The organism is Caenispirillum salinarum AK4 (genome assembly GCF_000315795.1).
Classification (GTDB): domain Bacteria; phylum Pseudomonadota; class Alphaproteobacteria; order Rhodospirillales; family Rhodospirillaceae; genus Caenispirillum; species Caenispirillum salinarum.
Map to the genome: position 1 here is coordinate 26,728 of NZ_ANHY01000022.1, position 21,821 is coordinate 48,548.

The 21,821-nt window shown below is 68.5% G+C and carries 21 protein-coding genes and 1 tRNA gene; 10 read left to right on the forward strand and 12 right to left on the reverse strand.

The window, feature by feature from the left end; genetic code table 11:
- The first annotated feature begins 32 nt into the window (after positions 1-32).
- Together C882_RS19910 and C882_RS19915 are read left to right on the forward strand one after the other, a co-directional pair.
- Complete coding sequence (locus C882_RS19910; protein ID WP_043646763.1) at positions 33-536, forward strand: hypothetical protein; 504 nt, start codon at positions 33-35, stop codon at positions 534-536.
- A gap of 83 nt (positions 537-619) precedes the next feature.
- Positions 620-1,390 carry a hypothetical protein gene (locus tag C882_RS19915; protein ID WP_009542486.1) on the forward strand — a complete coding sequence of 257 codons (771 nt, stop codon included), beginning with the start codon at positions 620-622 and terminating at the stop codon, positions 1,388-1,390.
- 3 nt (positions 1,391-1,393) lie between these two features.
- Here the strand turns inward: C882_RS19915 and C882_RS19920 are convergent, their stop codons facing one another.
- The 6 genes from C882_RS19920 to C882_RS23580 form a co-directional block, all read right to left on the reverse strand.
- Positions 1,394-2,254, reverse strand: coding sequence for an ABC transporter permease (locus C882_RS19920; protein ID WP_009542487.1), 861 nt, complete (start codon positions 2,252-2,254; stop codon positions 1,394-1,396).
- Between the two features lie 20 nt (positions 2,255-2,274).
- The gene (locus C882_RS19925; RefSeq protein WP_009542488.1) at positions 2,275-3,144 is read right to left on the reverse strand and encodes an ABC transporter ATP-binding protein; all 870 of its coding nucleotides are present in this window, start codon (positions 3,142-3,144) and stop codon (positions 2,275-2,277) included.
- Between the two features lie 123 nt (positions 3,145-3,267).
- Positions 3,268-4,740: a methyl-accepting chemotaxis protein gene (locus tag C882_RS25575; protein ID WP_009542489.1), complete on the reverse strand. Its 1,473-nt coding sequence runs from the start codon at positions 4,738-4,740 to the stop codon at positions 3,268-3,270.
- Positions 4,741-4,792: 52 nt separating this feature from the next.
- Complete coding sequence (locus C882_RS19935) at positions 4,793-5,167, reverse strand: hypothetical protein (RefSeq protein WP_152415430.1); 375 nt, start codon at positions 5,165-5,167, stop codon at positions 4,793-4,795.
- 96 nt (positions 5,168-5,263) lie between these two features.
- Positions 5,264-6,553: an EAL domain-containing protein gene (locus C882_RS19940; protein WP_009542491.1), complete on the reverse strand. Its 1,290-nt coding sequence runs from the start codon at positions 6,551-6,553 to the stop codon at positions 5,264-5,266.
- The gene (locus C882_RS23580) at positions 6,550-7,947 is read right to left on the reverse strand and encodes an EAL domain-containing protein (RefSeq protein ID WP_052000236.1); all 1,398 of its coding nucleotides are present in this window, start codon (positions 7,945-7,947) and stop codon (positions 6,550-6,552) included. Before C882_RS23580 ends, C882_RS19940 begins: the two co-directional genes overlap by 4 nt.
- Positions 7,948-8,051: 104 nt before the next feature.
- Here C882_RS23580 and C882_RS19950 point away from each other — a divergent pair, with 104 nt between their 5' ends.
- From C882_RS19950 to C882_RS24780, 6 genes are all read left to right on the forward strand, one after another.
- Positions 8,052-8,993: a UDP-glucuronic acid decarboxylase family protein gene (locus C882_RS19950; protein WP_009542492.1), complete on the forward strand. Its 942-nt coding sequence runs from the start codon at positions 8,052-8,054 to the stop codon at positions 8,991-8,993.
- Positions 8,994-9,032: 39 nt separating this feature from the next.
- Positions 9,033-10,499, forward strand: a complete 1,467-nt coding sequence (gene rfaE1, locus C882_RS19955) for a D-glycero-beta-D-manno-heptose-7-phosphate kinase (protein WP_009542493.1) — start codon at positions 9,033-9,035, stop codon at positions 10,497-10,499.
- A gap of 17 nt (positions 10,500-10,516) precedes the next feature.
- Positions 10,517-10,864 (forward strand): I78 family peptidase inhibitor, encoded by a 348-nt coding sequence (locus tag C882_RS19960; protein WP_009542494.1) that lies wholly within the window; start codon positions 10,517-10,519, stop codon positions 10,862-10,864.
- Between the two features lie 23 nt (positions 10,865-10,887).
- Positions 10,888-11,235 (forward strand): I78 family peptidase inhibitor, encoded by a 348-nt coding sequence (locus C882_RS23585; protein ID WP_009542495.1) that lies wholly within the window; start codon positions 10,888-10,890, stop codon positions 11,233-11,235.
- Between the two features lie 15 nt (positions 11,236-11,250).
- Positions 11,251-11,892, forward strand: a complete 642-nt coding sequence (locus C882_RS19970) for a methyltransferase family protein (RefSeq protein ID WP_009542496.1) — start codon at positions 11,251-11,253, stop codon at positions 11,890-11,892.
- A gap of 135 nt (positions 11,893-12,027) precedes the next feature.
- Entirely contained in the window at positions 12,028-12,903 is an 876-nt protein-coding gene (locus tag C882_RS24780) for a hypothetical protein (protein WP_152415431.1), read from the forward strand.
- A 480-nt stretch (positions 12,904-13,383) separates the two neighbouring features.
- On the opposite strand, the gene C882_RS19975 is transcribed toward C882_RS24780, so the two are convergent.
- The 4 genes from C882_RS19975 to C882_RS19990 form a co-directional block, all read right to left on the reverse strand.
- Positions 13,384-13,460, reverse strand: a tRNA-Arg gene (locus C882_RS19975).
- Positions 13,461-13,551: 91 nt separating this feature from the next.
- Positions 13,552-13,902, reverse strand: coding sequence for a DUF3140 domain-containing protein (locus C882_RS19980; RefSeq protein WP_009542497.1), 351 nt, complete (start codon positions 13,900-13,902; stop codon positions 13,552-13,554).
- A gap of 63 nt (positions 13,903-13,965) precedes the next feature.
- Positions 13,966-15,069 (reverse strand): alpha/beta hydrolase, encoded by a 1,104-nt coding sequence (locus C882_RS19985; RefSeq protein WP_009542498.1) that lies wholly within the window; start codon positions 15,067-15,069, stop codon positions 13,966-13,968.
- Positions 15,070-15,088: 19 nt separating this feature from the next.
- Positions 15,089-16,099: an ABC transporter ATP-binding protein gene (locus tag C882_RS19990; RefSeq protein WP_009542499.1), complete on the reverse strand. Its 1,011-nt coding sequence runs from the start codon at positions 16,097-16,099 to the stop codon at positions 15,089-15,091.
- A gap of 199 nt (positions 16,100-16,298) precedes the next feature.
- Here C882_RS19990 and C882_RS19995 point away from each other — a divergent pair, with 199 nt between their 5' ends.
- Both C882_RS19995 and polA read left to right on the forward strand, forming a co-directional pair.
- The gene (locus C882_RS19995) at positions 16,299-16,505 is read left to right on the forward strand and encodes a zinc-finger domain-containing protein (protein WP_009542500.1); all 207 of its coding nucleotides are present in this window, start codon (positions 16,299-16,301) and stop codon (positions 16,503-16,505) included.
- Positions 16,506-16,601: 96 nt separating this feature from the next.
- Entirely contained in the window at positions 16,602-19,427 is a 2,826-nt protein-coding gene (gene polA, locus C882_RS20000) for a DNA polymerase I (RefSeq protein WP_009542501.1), read from the forward strand.
- A gap of 392 nt (positions 19,428-19,819) precedes the next feature.
- Here the strand turns inward: polA and grpE are convergent, their stop codons facing one another.
- Both grpE and hrcA read right to left on the reverse strand, forming a co-directional pair.
- Entirely contained in the window at positions 19,820-20,572 is a 753-nt protein-coding gene (gene grpE / locus C882_RS20005; RefSeq protein ID WP_009542502.1) for a nucleotide exchange factor GrpE, read from the reverse strand.
- Between the two features lie 14 nt (positions 20,573-20,586).
- Positions 20,587-21,654, reverse strand: a complete 1,068-nt coding sequence (gene hrcA, locus C882_RS20010; protein ID WP_009542503.1) for a heat-inducible transcriptional repressor HrcA — start codon at positions 21,652-21,654, stop codon at positions 20,587-20,589.
- Between the last annotated feature and the right edge of the window lie 167 nt (positions 21,655-21,821).

Below are 21,821 nucleotides of genomic sequence, written 5' to 3' on the forward strand. Positions count from 1 at the left end.
GCGGCGCCGGGGGCGAGGGGGAGACCAAGGTGATGACACCGGCCACGCGCGCGGCAGCCATCCTGCTGCTCGGCGCCGGCCTGGGCCTGGCGGAGACCGCCCCGGCCCGCGCCGTCGAACCGGACTGGACCATGCTCGACGCCATGGCCGAGCAGGCCTTCCTGTGCGAGCAGGCCTCCGAGAAGGAATACTGGTCCGGCGTGCCGCGCCGCATGATGGCGGCGCTGGAAATCCGTCTGGCCTGCCTTGAGGAAGTCGCCGCCACGCTGGCCGCGGAGTTCTACCCGTCCGGCGCCTTCGGCCCCGGCGGCATGAAGGCGCGGCTGGGCGACCTGCAGGCGGAGACCGGCCGCCTGTTCGGCGCCATCCACACGCAGCCCCTGCCCTGCACCGCCCACGCCCACGACGCCCACGCCCACGCCTGCGGCCCCATCTACGAGGTCTGGGCGCGGGAAAACACCGTCGCCGCCGTGCGCGCCGCCGTCGACGCCATGATCGACCGCCTGAAGGACCAGAGCCCGCTGCACACCCCGTAAGGCTGTGGTACCTTGGCACCTTCCAAGCGTCCGGTCCGCCCCGCCCGCCCTGTCCCTTTCCTCCAAACCCGCAGGGTTGCCGCGTGATCCAGGAACTGCTCACCCACTGGATGACGCCCTGTCCGCGCCCCATCCGGCGCCTGGGCTACCTGCACGACATGATCGCCGTGCGAGCCCGCCATCGCCGCTGCCGCGACGCCTGGGCGCCGCACTTGGCCGCCACGCGCGAACGGGTGGCGGCGGCGGTCGATGCGACACCGGGCCGCGACCTGGCCGTGGTGCTGGGCGCGGGGCTGCTGCTGGACGTGCCGCTGGACGCCCTGGCGGCTGCCTTCCGCCGGGTGGTGCTGGTGGACGTGTGCTGGCTGGGAGAAACGCGGCGCGCGGTGCGCCGCTTCGGCAACGTCGACCTTCTGGACCACGACGTCACCGGTCTTGCCGCCGCCTGCCGGGGCGTGGCGTCCATTCCCGCCGTGCCGCGCGGCAGCATTCCCTACCTGCGCGACGCCGACCTCGTGTGCTCGCTCAACTGCCTCAGCCAGTTGCCGCTGAACCCGCGGCTGGCGCTGGAGTCGCTGCCCGACGTCTCGGCCGATCGGCTGGACCGCTTCAGCCGCGCCATCGTCGCCGCCCATGTGGAGGCCCTGGCCGACGCGCCGGGGCTGGCCCTGCTGGTGACCGACACGACGGCGAACCGGGTGCTCAAGAGCACCGGCGATGCGCTCTCGCGCGACCTTCTGTTCGGCCACCCCCACCTGGACGGCGGCGATACGTGGTGGTGGGACATCGCCCCGGCGCCCGAGGAAGACCGCCGCTATGATCTGCGCCACAAGGTGGTGGCGGGGGTGGTGTAGCGGCTATTCCCCCACGTCCAGCAGCAGGCCCAGCTTGCGCGCGGTGGTGAAGGTGCGCAGGAAGACGAGCGTCGCCGCGCCCAGGTACAGTACGTTCAAGGCCACCGCGCCGCCGAACAGGTCCCACCGGAACACGCCGTCGAACAAGACCGCGCGCATCCCCTCGAACACGTAGGCCGGCGTCATGGCCCAGGCGACGGGCTGCAGCCAGCCCGGCAGGGTGTCGATGGGATAGTAGATGCCGCTCAACGGTCCGAAGGCGAAGATCGCGACCCAGGCCAGGCTCTCCGCCCCCAGGCCGAACCGCAGGATCATGGCGCTGACCAGCAGGCCGATCACCCAGCCGAACACCAGAAGGTTGGCGAAGAACGTCACCAGCGGCAGGCCCAGGCCGTAGATGTTGAATTCGTAGAACACGATCGCCAGAAGGGTCGCCGGCACGATGCCGACGACGGTGCGGATGAAGCTCATGGTCATGATGCTGGCGACCAGTTCGTAGGGCCGCAACGGGCTGACGAACAGGTGGCCCAGGTTGCGCGACCACATTTCCTCCATGAAGGAGATGGACAGGCCCAGGTTCCCCCGGAACATCACGTCCCACAGCAGAACGCCCGCCAGCAGCACGCCGAAGGCTTCCGCCACCCAGCTGGAGTGGGAGACGAAGAAGGTGGTGATGAACCCCCACAGCACCATCTGCACCGTCGGCCAGTAGGCCAGCTCCAGCAGGCGCGGGAAGGACGACTTCAGCACGTAGGTGTGGCGCAGCACGATGGCGAGCACCCGGCGCGGGGCGAAGGCGACGGACTGCGGCGTCTGGATGGGGCTGAAGCCGCGCTCGGGCGGGTGGCGGACGTCGTGGGGCATAAGGTGGCGGTCCTCCTGGCTCATTCCGACAGGCTCTCGGGACCGCTGCCGCCGCCGGGAAGCTCGGGATCACGATCCGGGCGCTCGGCCCGCGGTTGTCCCTCGCCCTCCAGGGGACGGGTCCGGTCGCGGGCGATGTCGAGGAACACATCCTCCAGCGTGCCGCGGCCGTAGCGGGCCAGGAGGTCGGCCGGTGCGCCCCGGTCATGCACGCGCCCGCCCTTCATGATGAGCACGTCGTCGCACAGCCGCTCCACCTCCTGCATGTTGTGGCTGGCGAGGAAGAGCGTCGCCCCGGTGCGCCGCTGGTAGGCGTTAAGGTAGCCGCGAATCCAGTCGCCGGTGTCGGGGTCGAGCGACGCCGTCGGCTCGTCCAGCAGCAGGAGCGCCGGGTCGTTGAGCAGCGCCTTGGCCAGCGCCACGCGCGTCTTCTGCCCCGCCGACAGCTTGCCCGACGGGCGGTTGAGCAGGTGGGCGATGTCCAGGTCCTCGGCCAGTTCGCGGATGCGGCCCTTGGGATCGCGCAGGCCGTAAAGGTGGCTGTAGACCATGAGGTTCTGGCGTACCGTCAGGCGGTGGGGCAGATCGACATAGGGGCTGGAGAAGTTCATGCGGGGCAGCGCCCGGTGGCGCTCCTTCAGCATGTCGAAGCCGAGCGCCCGGATGCGCCCCTCGGTGGGCAGCAGCAGGCCCAGCAGCATGGAGATGGTGGTGGTCTTCCCCGCCCCGTTGCCGCCCAGAAGCGCGACCGTGCGCCCGGACGGGACGGAGAACGTCAACCCGCCGACGGCGGTCACCGGTCCGTACCGCTTGGTCAGCCCCTCCACGGCGATGGCGGGCGGGGCATCGATGGTGTCGGTGGCGGCGGATGAGGGCGTGGGCTGGCTCATCCGCCCGATATGGGCGATCGAGGGGGTGGCGGAAAGGGCCGTTTTGGCGGCAGGGCGGGGCCGCCATGCCTCATGCTTCGTATCGCACCATGTATCGTTGTTCCGTCTTTCAGCCGCCCATCCTCATGCCGCCGCCTTTTCCTGCGCCGGCCGCACTCTGTCCAGGAAGGCGTCGACCATGGCGCGCAGGCCGTCGGCCTGACCGGTCAGGCTTTCCGCCGCCTCGGCCACCTTGGCCGCCTCGCCGCGCGTCAGGTCGGTCGCCGCGCTCACCCCGTCTATGCCCTGGGCGGCCGTTTCCGTGTTGCGCGCGGCTTCCTCGGCGTGGCGGGCGATGTCCTTGGTCGCTGCGCCCTGCTGGTCCACGGCGGCGGCGATGGCGGCGGTGATCTCGTCCATGGAGCCGATGGTGGTGCCGATGCCGGCAATGGCATCCACCGCCTCGCGCGTCACCTGCTGGACGCCGGCGATCTGGGCGGCGATGTCCTCGGTCGCGCGGGTGGTCTGGCCGGCCAGCGCCTTGACCTCGTTGGCGACCACGGCGAAGCCCTTACCGGCCTCACCGGCGCGCGCGGCCTCGATGGTGGCGTTGAGCGCCAGAAGGTTGGTCTGGTCCGCCACGTCCTGGATCAGCTTGACCACGTCGCCGATGCGCAGCGCCGCCTGGTCCAGGTTTTCCACGGTGGCCGACAGGCGCCTGGCTTCCTCGGCCGCGCCGGTGGCGATCTCGGAGGACCGCGCCACCTGGCGGGTGATCTCGCCGATGGAGGCCGCGAGTTCCTCGGCCGAGGCGGCCATGGTCTGCACGTTCATTGTGGCTTGGCGGGACTCGTCGGCGGCGCTGCGGGAGCGGCCGGCGGTGGTGTCGGCCGTGCCCGACATGGTTTCCGAACTGTCCTCCAGCGCCCCGGCGGCGGCGGCCAGGTCCGAAACCGCCTGCGTGACGCGGCGGTCGAAGTCGGCGGTCGCCTCGGCCAGGGCGGCGGCGACCTTTTCCTGCTCGTGGCGCAGCGCGGCCTGCTCGGCCGCGCCGGCCTCGGCCTGGGACTCGGCGGCCTTGGCGGCGACCACGGCGGCATCGGCATCGACGAAGGCGCGGCGCAGCTGCTCGCACAGCCACATCAGGGCGCCAGCCTGCACGACCACGACGACGGCATGCAGGACCACGCGGCCGAAGTCCGCACCACCGGGGAAGACCAGCGACGGCATGAGGAAGTTCAGCAGCAGGTGATGCACCGCCGTCACCGCCGCCGTCGTCGCCACGGCGCGCCAGTCGCACCAGAGCGCCGCCAGGGCCAGGGCGGCGAAAAAGGTCATGTGCATGTCCAGCTGCCAGGTGCCGCCGCGCATGCTCCACACCAGCAGGGCCGGCACGCCCGCGAGCGCAACGCCGCTGGCAAGGCGCACCGCCAAGCCAGCCGGGTCGCGGTGCCAGGTGAGCGTCACGCCCAGAGCCAGCGCCGCCCCGACCGCCGCCGGCGGCAGCCAGGGCACGCCGTTCAGGCCGGCCGTCAGGGCCACCACCGGCACCATGATCCAAAGGGCGATGACGAGAAGTGCCGCATAGCGCCGGCGCAGGGTGTCGAGGGCAGTCACGGAAGCCTCCGTAAAGCGGAACCGGGAAGAAGAGAGACGTGCGGCAGCGGCGTCAGGACACGCCGTCCGGCAGGGTCACGCCGCAGCCCGCCAGCCCCTGCGGATCAAGCAGCAGCCATGCCCCCGCCGCCGAGAGGCGGTCGTGCAGGCCGGAGTCGGCGGGATCACGCGGCGCGGCCACCACCAGGCCGTCCACGCCCGTGCCGCCGACCAGGCGCCCGCCGGCTGCCTCCACCACCGCCACGGCGGCGGGAAAATCGGCCGCCAGCACCGCCACCGGCCCGGTCTCCCGCGGCCACAGCCCGGCGACGAAGACGCCCAGCACGCTGACGACCAGCATCGCCGCCGCCGGCATCAGGCTGCCGACAGTCGACGCGGTGTCCGGGCGGGACGATGACGGTGTGGAGGAGGCGAAGGGTCGGGGCACGCGACAAGTCCGGCAAGGTCGATATGATATTCTGGCGTATATGCACCTCTTACGCCATCATTACCTGACCGGATCATTAGGACATTTTTTGGGGCGTCAGAACGGCGCGCGCTCGCGCATCCAGGTGTCGATGATGCGCCCCTGGTAGAGCGTGATGTCGTTGTCCTGCCCGAAGGCGACGGCATCCTCGCTGTCGCAGCGGGCGAGCACCAGCTTGCCGGGCGGCAGGGCCTCCATGGCCTCGCGCACCGGCTTGCCCTCGGGCCCCTCCAGCACCGAGGGCAGGTCCGGCGACCAGTTCAGCTTGACCATCTCCGCCCCCAGGCGCCGGGCGCTGACGTAGGGCAGCGAACGCCACGTCAGGCCGTCCAGGCAGACGCGATAGCCGCGCTGGCGCACGAAGTCGCGCGCAAAGGTGAAGGCCCCCAGGTCGGCGAAGATGTCCTCGGGCCGCAACTCGATGACCACCGTGCCGTGGCTGCCGGCGGCCATGTTGTCGTCGAAGGCCAGGAATTCGTCGGACAGGATGGAGGCGACGTTGAGGTTGATGGAGAAGCCCTTGACCAATGTCGCATCGTCGCGGTGGGTCAACATGGCCAGCACCCGCCGGTCCAGCGTCTGCGTCAGGCGCTGGAACAGCCAGGGGTTGGACGCCAGGTCGACGCGCGGCAGCAGGGTCTCGCGCAGGTCGGCGATGGACACGAAGACTTCGGTGAACATGGGCTCGGGCTTGCCCTCGGACACCATGACGCACACCGACTGGCGGCGGATGTGGCTGGAGAGGTTGGCGTTGACCAGCATGCTCTCGATGCGGCCCAGCATTCCGGGGGTCAGCGGCTCTCCCCGCGGCTGCCGGGCTGCGGTGCGGAAGCGGGGCACCCCGTCGCCGCCCCCCCGCGCCTCGGCGCCCGAGCCCGACGGCGCACCCGCCGCGGCGCCGCCGACCACCCGGTCCTCGGTCTCGGCGATCAGCGCCTCGTAGTCGCGGACGAAGGGACGGTAGACCACGAGGTCGCGGTCCTCGGCCAGCGGATCGCCGCCGAGCACGAAGCGCAGCCGCACCAGCGCCGCCTGCACCGCCTGGGCCGAGGCCTCGTCGAACAGCACCATGAGCGTCCAGTCGCGCATCCAGTACAGACGCGCCCCCGCCCCCACGGCGGCCGCGAAGGCGTCGGCGATCTCGCGCGCCTTGGCCTCGGTGCGGTTCATGGGGTCCATGCGCGACAGCCCGACCTCGGCCACCGTCTTGCCGGGCGCCTTGCCGTCGGCCTTGCGCAGGTCGTTGAGAAACTTGGACTCCTGGCCGGCCCCCAGGGGATGCTCGCGCCCCGGACGCGCGGAACCGGACCGGGAAGCCGCGGAAGAGGAGGAAAGGGTGTCGCTCACGAGGCCTTCTCCGCCCTGGTCGCCCGCCGCACGCCCGGCGCGGCGAAGCGCTGCACGGCGTCCAGGCCCGGCGGGTGCGGGCACTGGGTGCGCATCGCCCCCGCGACCGAGGCCCGCCGCGCGGCGCACTGGCTGAGGGTGCACTGGGGCGATGTGGGACACTCCGCCATGGTCATGGTGCCCAGCACCGCGTCGATGAAGCGGCCCTGGAACATCTGGATGCCGTTGTTCAGGCCCCACATGACGGCCGCTTCGGTGTCGCAGCGCGCCAGCACCACGCGCCGGGGGCCGACGGCCTTGACCTCGGCGGCGAAGGCGGCGGTCTTGTCCGCCGTCTCCTCGGTCGCCAGGTCGGCGTTCCACAGCACCTTGGCGTAGTCGGGCGCCAGTTTGCGCACGTCCAGAAGCCGCAAGGTCACCGGGCTCAGGCCGTCTATCAGCACCTCGTGCCCGGCTTCGCGCAGGGCGTCGCGGGCGTCCTCGTAGGCGTGGATGTCGGCGAAGACGTCGATCACCTGCACCTCGACCACCAGCTTCTGCCGCTCTCCCATGGCCTTGACCAGGCGCCGGAAGGCCGGCGTGCGGGTGCTTTCCAGGTTGAGGTTCAGGCTGATGGCGCCGGGTTTGCGCAGCAACGGCTGGTCGGCCAGGATCTCCAGCACGCGGCGGTCCAGCGCGCGGGAGAAATCCTGGAACAGCCACCGGTCGGCCGTCAGCACCGTTTCCGGGCACAGCGCCTTCTGCACGCCGCCGATGGAGGCGAAGAACTCCTCGAACGCCACCTCGGCCAGGCGGTCGTCGCCGATGCGCACCGCCGGCTGTCGGCGCAGGTGCGGGCCCAGGTCGAACAGGGCGAAGGCGTCCAGCACGCGCTCCAGCGCCCGCGGGTCGACGGGTTCGGGCACGGACTCGCGCGGGGCCGCCCAGGAATAGGGGCTGACCAGACCGCCCGACCCCACGGTGCCCAGGCGCTCCAGCCGCGCCTGCTCCACCGCTTCCACCGCCAGGCGCAGGCGCCGGTGGTCGGTCATCAGGTCGTACCAGGTGACGAAGGGATCATCGGGATCGGCTTGCCCGCTTCCCGCGTATGTCAAAGGATCATGTTCAAACAGAGAGCGAACGCGATGGATGATCAGGTCGATCTCGGACTCCGGCAGGGTGCGCCCAAGGATGACCAGATCGTCGTTGTCCAGCGTATAGACGGCGGCGCCGTGGCCCGTCTCCAGCGTCTTGAACATGCGCGCCACGATGCGCATGCGCACGGGCACGCGGTTCATCGGCAGAAGCCGCGACAGATGCAGGTAGACCGCCCGCCCGCCGGACCCGTTCCGGCGCAGGCGATCCATGGTGTCCAGCAGCAGGCGTTCGGCCTGAATCCCCTTGCGGTTGCGCATGCGCGCGCGGCCTCGTTTCCAACCCTCACGGCCGCCAGTATAAAGAAATTCCAGCACTTAGAAAGAGAAAGCCCCCGGCGGCCGTCCGCGACAAGGAGAACACCATGGCATCAAGCCTTCGCATCCTGGTGACCGGTGGCGCCGGGTTCATCGGCTCCCACCTGTGCGAGCGGCTGCTGGACCAGGGCCACGAGGTCCTGTGCGTGGACAACTTCTACACCGGCCGGCGCGGCAATGTGGCGCACCTTCTGAACAACCCGCGCTTCGAGCTGATGCGCCACGACGTCAACTTCCCCCTGTACGTGGAGATCGACCGCGTCTTCAACCTTGCCTGCCCGGCCAGCCCGGTGCACTACCAGAACGACCCGGTGCAGACCACCAAGACCAACGTCATCGGCGCCATCAACATGCTGGGGCTGGCCAAGCGCAAGCGCGCCCGCATCCTGCAGGCATCCACCAGCGAGGTCTACGGCGACCCGGAAATCCACCCGCAGACGGAAGGATACTGGGGCAACGTCAACCCCATCGGCCCGCGCGCCTGCTACGATGAAGGCAAGCGCTGCGCCGAGACACTGTTCTTCGACTACCAGCGGCAGTACGACATCAAGATCAAGGTGGCCCGCATCTTCAACACCTACGGCCCCAAGATGCACCCCGACGACGGCCGCGTGGTGTCGAACTTCATCTGCCAGGCCCTGCGCGGGCAGGACATCACCATCTACGGCGACGGCACCCAGACCCGGTCGTTCTGCTACGTCGACGACCTGGTGGACGGGCTGATGCGGTTCATGGACAGCCCCGACGAACTGATCGGACCCTTGAACCTGGGCAACCCGGGCGAGTACACCATGCTGGAGTTGGCCCAGGCGGTGATCCGCCTGACCGGCTCGACGTCACGGATCGTCAACAAGCCCCTGCCCGCCGACGACCCGAAGCAGCGCCGCCCCGACATCACCCGCGCCTGGGACGCCCTGGGATGGGAGCCGACGGTGACGCTGGAAGAGGGACTGGCGAAGACGGTGGACTATTTCCGCACGGTCTGCTGACATCGCGTTCCTTCGCCTGTCCGGAAAGCCGCCGCTTCGATGACCGACCAGTCCGCCCTCGCCGCCCTTGCCGCCTCTCTGTCCCATGCCCGCGTCCTGTGCGCCGGCGACGTCATGCTGGACCGCTTCGTCTACGGCAGCGTCGACCGCATCTCGCCGGAAGGGCCGATCCCCGTCCTGCGGGTGCGGCGCGAGGACGCCATGCTGGGCGGGGCCGGCAACGTGGTGCGCAATCTGGTGGGCCTGGGCGCGAAAGCCAGCTTCTTCACCTGCGTCGGCGACGATGCGCCGGGGCGCGAGGTGGCGCACCTGATCGACGCGCTGCCGGGCGTGGACCCGGTGCTGTGCGTCGACGCCGGCCGCCAGACCACCATCAAGACCCGTTTCGTGGCCGGCAACCAGCAGCTGTTGCGCGCCGACGACGAAACCCTGGCCCCCGTCACCGACCTGACGCTCGACCGCCTGACCGCCGCCGCGTCCGACCAGATGGAGGCCGCCGGGGCCCTGGTGCTGTCGGACTACGGCAAGGGCGTGCTGCCCGAGGGCGTCACCGCCCGGCTGATCGAGGTCGCCCGCGCCCGCGGCGTGCCGGTGGTGGTCGATCCCAAGGGGGCGGACTGGACACGCTACCGCGGCGCCACGGTGGTCACGCCCAATCGCAAGGAACTGGCCGAAGCCGCCGGCATGTCCACCGACGACACCGACAGCATCACCGCCGCCGCGCGCAAGCTGATCGAGACCTGCGGCATCGAGACCATCCTGGTCACCCGCAGCCAGGAAGGCATGACGCTGGTGGGACCGGACGCCGAACCCGCCCACCTGCCCGCCCAGGCGCGCGAGGTGTTCGACGTGTCCGGCGCCGGCGACACGGTGGTCGCCACCGTCGCCGCCGCGCTGGCCGCCGGGGCGTCGCTGGTGGACGCCGCCGCGCTGGCCAACGTGGCCGCCAGCATCGTGGTCGGCAAGGTGGGCACCGCCGCGGTTAATGCCGAGGAACTGCTCCACACGCTGCGCCGCCAGGACCTGGAGGCCGACGAGGCCAAGGTGCTCACCCTGCCCCAGGCGCTGGAGCGCGTGGGCAAGTGGCGGGCGCGCGGGCTGTCGGTGGGCTTCACCAACGGCTGTTTCGACCTGCTGCACCCCGGCCACGTTTCGCTGCTGGCCCAGGCCAAGGCCGGCTGCGACCGGCTGATCGTGGGGCTGAACTCCGACGCCTCGGTCAAGCGGCTGAAGGGCGAGAGCCGCCCGGTGCAGAGCGAGGCGGCGCGGGCGACCGTCCTGGGGTCGCTGGCGAGCGTCGACATGGTGGTGATCTTCGGCGAGGACACGCCGCTGGAGATGATCCGCGCCCTGCGCCCGGACGTTCTGGTCAAGGGCGCCGACTACACGGTGGAAACGGTGGTCGGGGCCGACGTGGTGCAGGCCTACGGGGGCCGCGTCATGCTGGCCAACCTTGAGGACGGGTTTTCCACCACCGCCACCATCGCCCGCATCGGGGACCGCTGAAAGGGGACAGACCGACCATGCTTTTCCGCCGCCGCCTACCCGCGACCGCCACGGCCGCCGCCGCCGTGCTCGCCCTAGCCGCCTGCGCCGCCGGCCCGCAGGAGCCCGAGCCGCCGCTGGAGCGGCCGGCAAAGCAGGTTTCGGCCGAGGAACTGGCGTCCTGCAACGCATCGGACCTGGCGGACGCGTTGGGCAAGCGGCTGGTGCGCGGCGAGGCCGGGCCGGAGGCGGTGTCGGTGGACGCGCTGCCCGACCCGCACCGCGTCGTCATGCCGGGCATGGCGGTGACCATGGATTTCCGGCCCGACCGGCTGACCATCACCACCACCCGCGACGGCATCATCACCAAGCTCACCTGCGGGTGAGCCGGCAACCGACGGAGGTGCCGATGCGCCCGCGCTTCTTCCTGCTCGCCCCGCTCGCCCTGACCCTCGCGGCCTGCGCGCCCTCGCCCGACGTTACCGACCGGACGCCGGTCGCGACGGCGGCCGGCGAGCGCCCGACCGAGGCCGGGCCGCACGACCTGTCGCGCTGCGGCGCCTCGGACCTGTCGGACACCGCTGGGAAATATCTGGTGGCGGGGACGGCGGGGCCGAACGAGGTCGACGAGGACGCCCTGCCCTTCCCCCACCGCATCCTCGGCCCTGGCGATGCCATGACCAAGGATTTCCGGCCCGAGCGGCTGACGATCTTCGTCACCGAAACGGGCCGCATCCAGCGCCTGCAGTGCGGCTGACGGAAGGCGCGGGGGATGCCTCTGGAGCCCTGGGCGGCGCATCTGGTCTATGCCCTGGCTTGGCTGAGTTTCGGCGTCGGCCATTCGTGGCTCGCCAACGCCAGCGTGAAGGCGCGCCTGCGCCCCTGGCTGGGCGCGTGGGAGCGGCTGGCCTACAACCTGTTCGCCCTGGTGCATGTGGCCGCCGTGCTGGCGGTGGGCTGGTGGGCCCTGGGCGACGCACCGGCCTTCGCCCTGCCGGGCTGGCTGGAGGCGGTGATGCTGGCGGTGTCGGCGCTGGGCGTGTTCCTGCTGCTGTACTTCGCCCAGTCCTACGACCTGGGCCGCTTCGCCGGCACCCACCAGCTGCGCATGGCCCGCCGGGGCGACATCAGCGCGGCGGAGGCGGCCGACGACGAGCCCTTGCAGACGGACGGGGTGCACGCCTGGGTCCGGCATCCGCTGTATTCGGCGGCCTTCCTGGTCCTCTGGGGCCGCTCCGTCGACCCGCTGGGCTTGGCGACGGCGGTCTGGGCGAGCCTCTACCTGCTCATCGGCAGCCGCTTCGAGGAACGAAGGCTGCTGCGGCTGTATGGGGAGGCCTATGCGCGGTATCGGGAGAAGGTGCCGGCGTTCGTGCCGTGGCGGGGGCGGGTAAACGTGAACATCCCGGATTGACGATCGGTGCCGGCGCGCGAGCGTCCTTAAGGGTCTGCTTTACGGGGACCACATACTCCTACTGAGCACTACTCGAAAGAGATTTGACCTCAGATCGTATTGGTTTATATTCTCCCGCGTCGCGGGAGGGTATTCATGGCATTTCGACGATTTACGCTTTTCCACCTCAGCTTATCTCCAGTTCCCCAAGCTGATCTGGAAACCTACAAAATTGGTCGCGAGGAGTGGCTGCGAAAATGTCTTGGACAAACGCTCGCCTTTCCTCATCACGGCGCAAGAACGCTTCACTGGCTTCCGCTTAAGGATGACGATGACCTGATTTTGGGGCTTTTACAGCTGCAAAAGCCCCACGATCATCATAGGCCTCCAGAAGAGGGCGGTGCTGAAGTTACTACTGACGAATGGCAGGGAGCATACGTTCTAGTTGATCCGACAACGCACGAACAAGGACAGCGTGTCGCTGTTGAGAATGACGTTGTGGGCAAGCCTTCCGCGCTCATAAGGTCGCTCGTGAGGCACATCAACCAGAACTCCTACCGACCATACAATATCGAAGTAGACCACATCTTCGACAGTCAAGATTTTTGGAAATTCGCTAAAGAAAGTGGCGGCAAGTTGCGCTCGATCCGGTTTGATTTCGCTGTTCCGAACATGTGGGACACAACCGGAGACATCGACAGAGACTTGCGAGACACCCGAGAAGAAAATGGCGCGGAAAGGGTGCAGTACGGAATGGAATCTTCCGTAGGCGTGGCGACTGATACCAATAAAATTAGAGAGGCCGTAAGATATTCGGAGCGAGGCGCGGGTAAAATAACTGCAAGATCCTTGGACAATAAAAGGTTCTCATCAAGCAGGCGCCCGGCAGTCACAGAAATCCCCCGCATTGCCGCTCCGAGGGAAGTAATTGCTGATGCATTGCGTGGGCTGAAGAACTGGATTTTGGGTCATGGGGAAAACACTGCCGTGGATCGGTCTGATAGGACTGGCGACGATTCTGGGGGCGATTAACATTTGCCACCCACATCTCACTAGCGATGCCAATGCCTTCTTGCACGGCTTCGTGAACCACGAATTCTTGGCGACTCTTGGATTTATTGCCGCGGTAACATTAGCCTCAGCAGCAAATATTCATCTTGAACTTAATCGTCTAGAAGACGAAACTGATACCAATTTCATAAGAACCAGAAATTCCCTCCGAAAATCATCGGCAAGTCTCATTATTCTTCTGGGCGCCTCTGTCGTCATAGTTGTCGTAAAACCCTTAGTATCAGCAGAGGAACACGCGACCTCGTTTATGAACTCCCTGGCCCTTCTTGTAGTATATTTTTTTATTGTCACGATTTATGATCTGTCCCTAGCGGTTTTTCGGATACCCACAAAGAAGGCTATCCTGGCGAAGCGCGACGCAGAAGAACCGTAGCGACTTCCGAGCCCGCGAAACGCAGAAAGCCCTGGCCGCTAATCAAGCGACCAGGGTTTCTAGAATTCTGGCGGACCCGGCGCGATTCGAACGCGCGACCTTCGCCTTCGGAGGGCGACACTCTATCCAGCTGAGCTACGGGTCCCAAGCAGGATCGGAACCATACCGATCCCAATGCACTTTGCCAACCGGGAAATCGGCGGCGATCCACCATCTAGGAGCCGCCGCCGCCCGCGTCAATGCTCGCCCGGTTCCTTCAGCGGATCGTGGCCCCAGTTCATGAGGGAGTAACGCCAGCGGGTGTCCGTCACGTCGCCGCCGGGCACCTGTTTCTGGTGGCGGTGGACGTAGCCGATGACTTTCCGCATGTGCGCGTAGTCGTCGTCGGTCAGATCCGCCTTCTTCTTGCGCTTGATCTCCACGATCCGCCGGCCCGAGTGGTGGCCGACGCTTTCGTCCTCGCCCTCGCGGGTCCAGCCGACGGATTGGCTTTCGTCGGTGGCGAGCCACTCCTCCAGCTCCTTCGGCGCCATGTTCACCACGGCGTTGAATTCCTGGTAGATGGCTTGTGGGTCGTCACTGGTCATGGAAGCCTCCGGGACGGGAAAGCGGTGCCTGTCCCTGCCCTACGGCCCGCGCGACCGCGAGGTTTACTCCGACGGCTCGGAGGCGTCCGACGGGCCGGCGGCGCGCACGGTCCCCGGACGGTCGGCAGCGCCGCCCTCCGCTCCGTCGCCGTTGTCGGCGATCTCCTGCGCCACGGTCACCTCGGGGCCCACTTCCTCGCCCGAGGGCAGCGGGCCCTGGCGGTCCTCGATCCAGGCCAGGATGTCGGCATAGACCGTCTCGCGCTGGAGGTCGCGCAGCAGCATGTGCCAGCCGTCGTCATACAGCACCACGCGCACGCGCCCGCCCCGGTCCGGCAGGGTCGCAAGCGCCCGGTCCGTGGCGTGGGGCGGGACGATTTCGTCCTTCTCGCCGTACAGGTAGAGGACCGGCCCCGGCACGTCGTCGACGGTTTCCATGGCGCGGTCCATGAGGTCCACAAGCCCCTTGGTGCTGTCGATGCGGGTTTCCTTGATGAACAGCGGATCACGCCCGGCCGCCCGCAGGATCTCCAGGTTGTCGGAGGCCTGGTAGCCCAGACCCTCGCCGGACAGCTTGAGCCACGGCACCGTGTGGCTGGCGATGAACAGGCCGGCGCGCTGGTAGAAGGGCATGGTGTCGCGCGCCCACACCGCGGGCGCCGACAGGATCACGCCGTCATGGGGCGGCGGATCGTCCGACGTGGCGGTGGCGATGACCGCCGCGCCGCCCATGCTCACGCCCAGCAGGTAGAGCGGTGTGTCCGGGTAGCGCGCCTTCAGGGCCCGCGCCATGCCGGAGATGTCGCCGATCATGGCCTCCTCGCCGGACCACAGGCCGAAGTGGGGCGCCCGCCCGAAGCCGCGCTGATCGAAGCTCCAGACCGCCACGCCCGCCTCGGCCAGCGCACGGCCGGGCAGGTCGAAGCCGTGGGAATAGTCGTTGAAGCCGTGCACCGCCAGCACCACCGCCTCGGGCGCGCCGGCCTCGGGCAGCCACGAGCGCACGGGCAGCGCATAGCCGTCGGCGGTGCGGAAGGTTTCCTGGGCCAGTGCTGGCGACTGGGGCGCGTCGGCCAGCGGACCCGGCGGCACGGTCCTGGGCGCGCAGCCGGTCAGGGCCAGCACACCCGCCACCAGCCCCGCCGCAAGGAAGGATCGCCCACGCATTGCCCGTTCCTCCGCCGCGTCAGGCCTTGGCGCGGTTCGCGGCCGCGTCAGGCTGGCTGGTCAGCTGAAGGAAGATGTCCTCCAGGTCCGCTTCCTCCGTCGACAGGTCCAGGATGGACAGGTCGGCGACACGGATGGCCTCCAGGATTTCCCCGATCACCGTTTCGGAGGGGCGGTAGCGGACGATCAGCTTGTGCTCGTCGGCGATCTCCGCCCCCAGGGCCGCCAGGGCCGGCGGCAGGTGGCCGAGCGTCTCGCGCACGGTGACGTGCAGGGCTTTGTTGTCCAGGCGCTGGAGAAGGGTCTTCTTGGGCTCGCACGCCGCCACCTGCCCCTGGCTGATGATGGCGATGCGGTCGCAGAGTTCCTCGGCTTCCTCCAGGTAGTGGGTGGTCAGCAGGATGGTGGTGCCCTGCTGGTTGAGCAGCTTCACCTGCTCCCACAACTGCTGGCGCAGTTCGATGTCGACGCCCGCCGTCGGCTCGTCGAGCACCAGGATGGGCGGGGCGTGCACCATCGCCTTCGCCACCAGCAGCCGGCGGCGCATCCCGCCCGACAGGGTGCGGGCGTAGGATTCCGCCTTGTCGGTCAGGCCGACCAGATGGAGGATTTCATCGGTCCGGCGCTCCGACTTCGGGACGCCGTAGAGGCCCGCCTGCACGTCCAGCAGCTCGCGCGGGGTGAAGAAGGGGTCGAGGTTCAACTCCTGCGGCACCACGCCGATGGCCAGTCGCGCGGCGCGCTCGGCGGTGTCGATGTCGTTGCCCCAGATGCGCACCGTGCCGCTGGTCTTGGTCACCAGCCCGGCCATGATGTTGATGAGCGTCGACTTGCCCGCGCCGTTGGGGCCCAGCAGGCCGAAAAAGCTGCCGCGCGGGATTTCGATGCTCACGCCGTCCAGCGCGCGCTTCTCCCCCTGGCCGTGGCGAGCTGCGTAGACCTTGGTGACGTCGCGGATCTCGATGGCGTTGTCGGGCACGGAGGGGTCCTGGGCGGGCGTGGAAATGGAACTGGCGTGGTCGCGGGGCATGGTCTCTGCGGTCGGTGTGCGGGATTCGGATGGGCGGAGTCGACCCCATAACGCGCCATCTGGCAAGGGCCGCTGCCGGTCCTATATGGTTGCGGGTCCGGGTCCGGTCGAGTCCCCTTGATCGCGTCCTGTCCTCGGGTATCATCCGGCGATCCGCCGGCAGACGCCGACTCCACGGTTTTCACAAGAGACAGAGGCCATGACGCAGAAGGGCAACACCATCACCGAGACCATCGAGACGGACCGCATCGACGTCGCCTGCGACGGCGGCAACGGTCCGCTGGGCCATCCGCGCGTGTGGCTGCACATCCGCCCGGAAACCCGCGACATCGTCTGCCCCTACTGCAGCCGCCAGTACGTGCTGAAGGAAGGCGTCGAGGCCACCGCCGCCACCACGCAGCACTAGGGGTGCGGGTCTAGGTGCCTGAATTTCGCGCCGGAGTCGGGTGGCGGCTCCGGCGTCGTCGTTTTTTCCGATCAGCACATGAATGATGGGCGCGCCATGAAACACGTCTTCCTGGTCGACGGATCGGGCTTCATCTTCCGGGCCTTCCACGCCCTGCCGCCCATGTCGCGGCCGGACGGCACGCCGGTGAACGCCGTCTACGGCTTCACCCAGATGCTCATGAAGCTGATCGCCGAAACGGATGCGGACCACATCGCCGTCATCTTCGACACGGCGCGCAAGTCTTTCCGCAACGACTTCTACCCCGAATACAAGGCCCACCGCCCGCCGCCGCCCGACGAGCTGATCCCCCAGTTCGAGCTGATCCGCGAGGCCGTGCGCGCCTTCAACCTGCCCAGCGTGGAGATGGACGGGTTCGAGGCCGACGACCTGATCGCCACCTACACCCGCCAGGCCCGCGAGGCCGGCGCCAAGGTGACCATCGTGTCGTCGGACAAGGACCTGATGCAGCTGGTCCACGATGGCGAGGTTGTCCTGTTCGACGCCATGAAGAACAAGGAGATCCGGGCCGAGGACGTGGTCGCAAAATTCGGCGTCGGGCCGGACAAGGTGGTGGACGTGCAGGCGCTGGCCGGTGATTCCACCGACAACGTTCCCGGCGTGCCGGGCATCGGCGTGAAGACCGCCGCGCAGTTGATCGAGCAGTACGGCGACGTCGACACCCTGCTGGCCCACGCCGAGGAGATCAAGCAGCCCAAGCGCCGCCAGAACCTGATCGACCATGCCGAGGCGGCCCGCATCTCGCGCCGGCTGGTGCTGCTGCGCAGCGACTGCGAGGTGACCGAGGCGCTGGACACCTTCACGGTCAAGAAGCCCGACGTGGAAACCCTGACGGCCTTCCTGAAGGACAACGGCTTCAACTCCATCCTCGCCCGCGTGCGGGAGAAACTGGCCGCCGACGGCGAAGACCTGCCCGAGCCCGTGCGCGATCCCGCCGCCGAGGCCGCCACCGCGCCCGACGACATCCACTATGACAGCGTTCTGACGCTGGACGCCCTGGACGCCTGGATCGAGGAGGCGACGCGCACCGGCGTGGTCGCCATCGACACGGAAACAGACGCCCTGGATGCCCACGGCGGCAACCTCGTCGGCCTGTCGCTGTCTACCGCGCCGGGCCGGGCGTGTTACGTGCCGCTGCGCCATGTCGACCCCGAGGCCGTGCCGGCGGGACAGGCGCAGGGCTCGCTGGACCTGGGCGGCGACGCGGCGGCGGCCGAGGCGGGCTCCGCCCTGCGTCCCGACCAGATCGGCGTGGCCGAGGCGCTGAAGCGGCTGGGGCCGCTTCTGGAAAACCCCGGCGTGCTCAAGGTCGGCCACAACATCAAGTACGACCTGCACGTGCTGGAACGCGAAATGGCGGCGCATGGCCTGCCGGTGCGCGTCATGCCCGTGGATGACACCATGGTCATGTCCTACGTGCTGGACGGCACCACCACCGGCCACGGCATGGATGAACTGGCCCGCCGCCACCTGGACCACACCTGCACCACGTTCACGGAACTGTGCGGCAAGGGCAAGAACCAGATCACCTTCGACAAGGTGCCCGTCGACAAGGCGACCCACTACGCCGCCGAGGACGCCGACATCACCCTGCGCCTGCACCGCCTGTTCCGCGAGCGCCTGTTCGCCGAGCGCATGACCGGCGTCTATGAAAGCCTGGACCGCCCGCAGGTGCGCATCCTGGCCGACATGGAAGCCGCCGGCATCAAGGTCGACTCGGTGGAGTTGAGGCGCCTGTCCGACGACCTCGGCAGCCGGATGCGCGAGCTTGAGGTGAAAATCCACGCCCTCGCCGGCGAGGAGTTCAACCCCGGCAGCCCGAAGCAACTGGGCGAAATCCTGTTCGGCAAGATGAGCCTGCCCGGCGGAAAGAAGAGCAAGACCGGCGCCTACTCCACCAGCGCCGACATTCTCGAACAGCTGGCCGCGCAGGGCCACGACCTGCCGGCCCGCGTGCTGGACTGGCGCCAGGTGCAGAAGCTGAAGAGCACCTACGCCGACAGCCTGGTCAACCAGATCCGTGCTCGCACCGGCCGGGTGCACACCAACTACAGCCAGACGGCCACCAGCACCGGCCGCCTGTCGTCGCAGGAGCCCAACCTGCAGAACATCCCCATCCGCACCGAGGAAGGCCGCAAAATCCGCCGCGCCTTCGTGGCGGAGCAGGGGTGCAAGCTCATCAGCGCCGACTACTCGCAGATCGAGCTTCGACTGGTGGCCCACGTGGCCGACATCGCCGCGCTGAAGGAAGCCTTCCGCGAGGGCCAGGACATTCACGCCATCACCGCCAGCCAGGTGTTCGGCGTGCCGGTCGAGGGCATGGACCCCATGATCCGCCGCCGCGCCAAGGCCATCAACTTCGGCATCATCTACGGCATCTCGCCCTTCGGGCTGGCCGCGCAGCTGGGCATCGACCGGGGCGAGGCCAAGGCCTACATCGACGCCTACTTCGACCGTTTCCCGGAAATCCGCGCCTACATGGACGAGACCAAGGCCTTCGCGAAGACCCACGGTTTCGTCCGCACGCCCTTCGGCCGCAAGTGCTGGACGCCGGGCATTTCCGACCGCAACCCCAACATGCGCGGGTTCGCCGAGCGCGCGGCCATCAACGCCCCCATCCAGGGCGGGGCGGCCGACATCATCAAGCGCGCCATGATCCGCGTGCCGGCGGCGCTGACCGACGCGGGGCTTGAAACGAAGATGCTCCTGCAGGTCCACGACGAACTGGTCTTCGAGGCGCCGGAGGCCGAGGCCGAGCGCGCGGTCGCGGTCATCAAGGCGGTCATGGAGGGCGCGGCCGAGTTGTCCGTGCCGCTGGAGGTCGAGGCGGGAATCGCCGACACCTGGGCGGAGGCGCACTAGACCCGGTACCGCGCCACGCTGACGCGCGATGGGGGATGCGAGAGGCGCGGCCTCTCGCGCTCTCGCTTTGTGCGGCCCGGGAACGGCGGTGGCGGATGTGCGTCGTGTACCGAGGGATGGCAGCAGGCGATGCGTTTCATAAGCTTGTGATTTAGAAAATGAAAACTTCCGTCATCCCTGCGAAGGCAGGAATCCGTGTACCGTGCTGACCTGCCGCGCTCCCGGTCTTGACACCCGCGAAGGCGGGACGTCAGCCGGTGGCGGCGCTCTCACAGACGTGCGGGGGAGCGCGAGGGGAGGCCGCGGCGTCCTGACGCGCCCCCGGTAAGACCGAACGAAACGGGGCGCGACCGCAAGGCCGCGCCCCGTTCCCTTCAATCCGGCAAGGTGCCTCAGGCGGAGGTATCCACCCCGCCCTGGCCGCCCTCGGGCGTCTGGGCGCCGCCGCCGTTGCCGTTGCCGGCGTCGCGCTTGGGGCCGCCGCGGCTGACCACCACCATGGCCGGCCGCAGCAGGCGGTCGCGGATCAGGTAGCCGTCCTGGTAGACCTCCACGCAGGTGCCGGCGGGAACGTCGGGGTTCTCGACCTCCTGCACGGCCTGATGCAGGTTGGGATCGAAGGCCGCGCCGCGCGCCTCCACCTTCTGCACGCCGTACTTCTCCAGCGCGCCGGTCAGCGTCTTCTGGGTCATCTCGATGCCGACGGCCAGGTTCTTGAGAAGCTCATTGTTCCTGCGCTTGTCCTCGGGCGCGGCCAGCAGGGCGCGGTCCAGGTTGTCGGCGACCGTCAGCATCTCCTTCGCGAAGTTGGAGACGGCGTACTTGGAGTTGTCCTCGATGCGCTTTTCCGCCATGCGCTTGGAATTCTCGGCGTCTGCCAGCGCACGCATGTATTCGGTCTTCAGGCGCTGGACCTCGCCTTCCAGCATGGCGATGCGCTCTTCCGGCGCCATGTTGTCGGCGGCGGCGGCCTGGGCCTCCTCGTCGGGAACGGTGCCCTGCGGGATGTCGCCGGCCTGCGGGCTCTGTTCACCGGTGTCGGCGGTGCCGCCGGGGTGGGTACCTTCCTGGCCCTCGTGCTCGGGCACCTCGTTGGGGGTCTCGGCGCCGTTCGCGGCTTGAGCGGGATTATGCTGCTGTGCCATGCCTGTGTGTGTCCTCAACCAATGAGTCTTCCGACCACCTTCGCGGTGTAGTCCACCAGCGGGATGATGCGGGCGTAATTGATGCGGGTGGGGCCGACCACGCCGATGGCCCCGACGATTTCTTCCCGGCCGTTGCGAAACGGGCTGACGATCATCGAACACCCGGCGGCGGTGAACAGGTCGTTCTCCGACCCGATGAAGATCTGCACGCCTTCCGCCGCGCCCACCAGATCCAGCAGGCGCAGCATCTGTTCGCGCGTCTCCAGCATGTCGAACAGGTGGCGGATACGCTCCAGGTCCTCCAGCGCGGTCACGTCCGACAGCAGGTGCGACTGCCCGCGCACGATCAGCGCCCCGTCGGCCTCGCTGCCCGTCCAGGTGCCGAGCCCGGCGGCGATGACCTTGCTGGTCAACTCGTCCAGGGCGTGCTTGTGGCTTTCCAGTTCCTTCAGGATCGCCTCGCGCGCTTCCTCCAGCGTGCGGTTGGTCATGCGCGCCGACAGGAAGTTCGACGCCTCCACCAGAACGTTGGGCGGCAGGTCGTGGGGCACCTCGACCACGCGGTTTTCCACCACCCCGTTCTGGGTGACGATCACCACCAGCGCCCGGCCGGGGCCCAGGTTCACGAACTCGATGTGCTTGAGCGGGCTTTCGGTCTTGGGCGCCATGACCAGCCCGGCGCACAGCGACAGGCCGGAAAGGGTATGCGTCGCCTCGGCCAGCACGTCTTCCATCGACTTGTTGCTGGCGCGGCATTGCAGGTCGATCCGCGCCCGCTCCTCGTCGGTCAGGCTGCCGATCTCCAGCAGGCCCGAGACGAACATGCGCAGGCCCAGCTCCGTCGGCAGCCGGCCGGCGGAGGTGTGGGGGGCATAGAGAAGCCCCAGGTCTTCCAGGTCCGCCAGCACGTTGCGGATGGTCGCCGGCGACAGCGAGGTCTGCAGGCGCTTGGACAGGGTCCGGCTGCCCACGGGCTCGCCGGTCTGCACATAGGCATCCACGACGTGCCGCAGGATTTCCCGCGACCGCTGGTTCAGCTCCGCGACGGCGGTGGAGTTTTTCAGTGTGTCTCGCGTCGACACGCGCGTAACCCTTCGGAATCACGACCGCTCCGGAATGTAGGGAAGGGGGCGGAACCCGTCAACGCGCCCGCCATGCCCGGATGCACGGCCTTTTCAAGCGCCGGTGGAGGCGCTAGCCTGCCGGGCAACGGATTCCGCCGAGTCCCAACGGCTCCCCCAACGAGAGG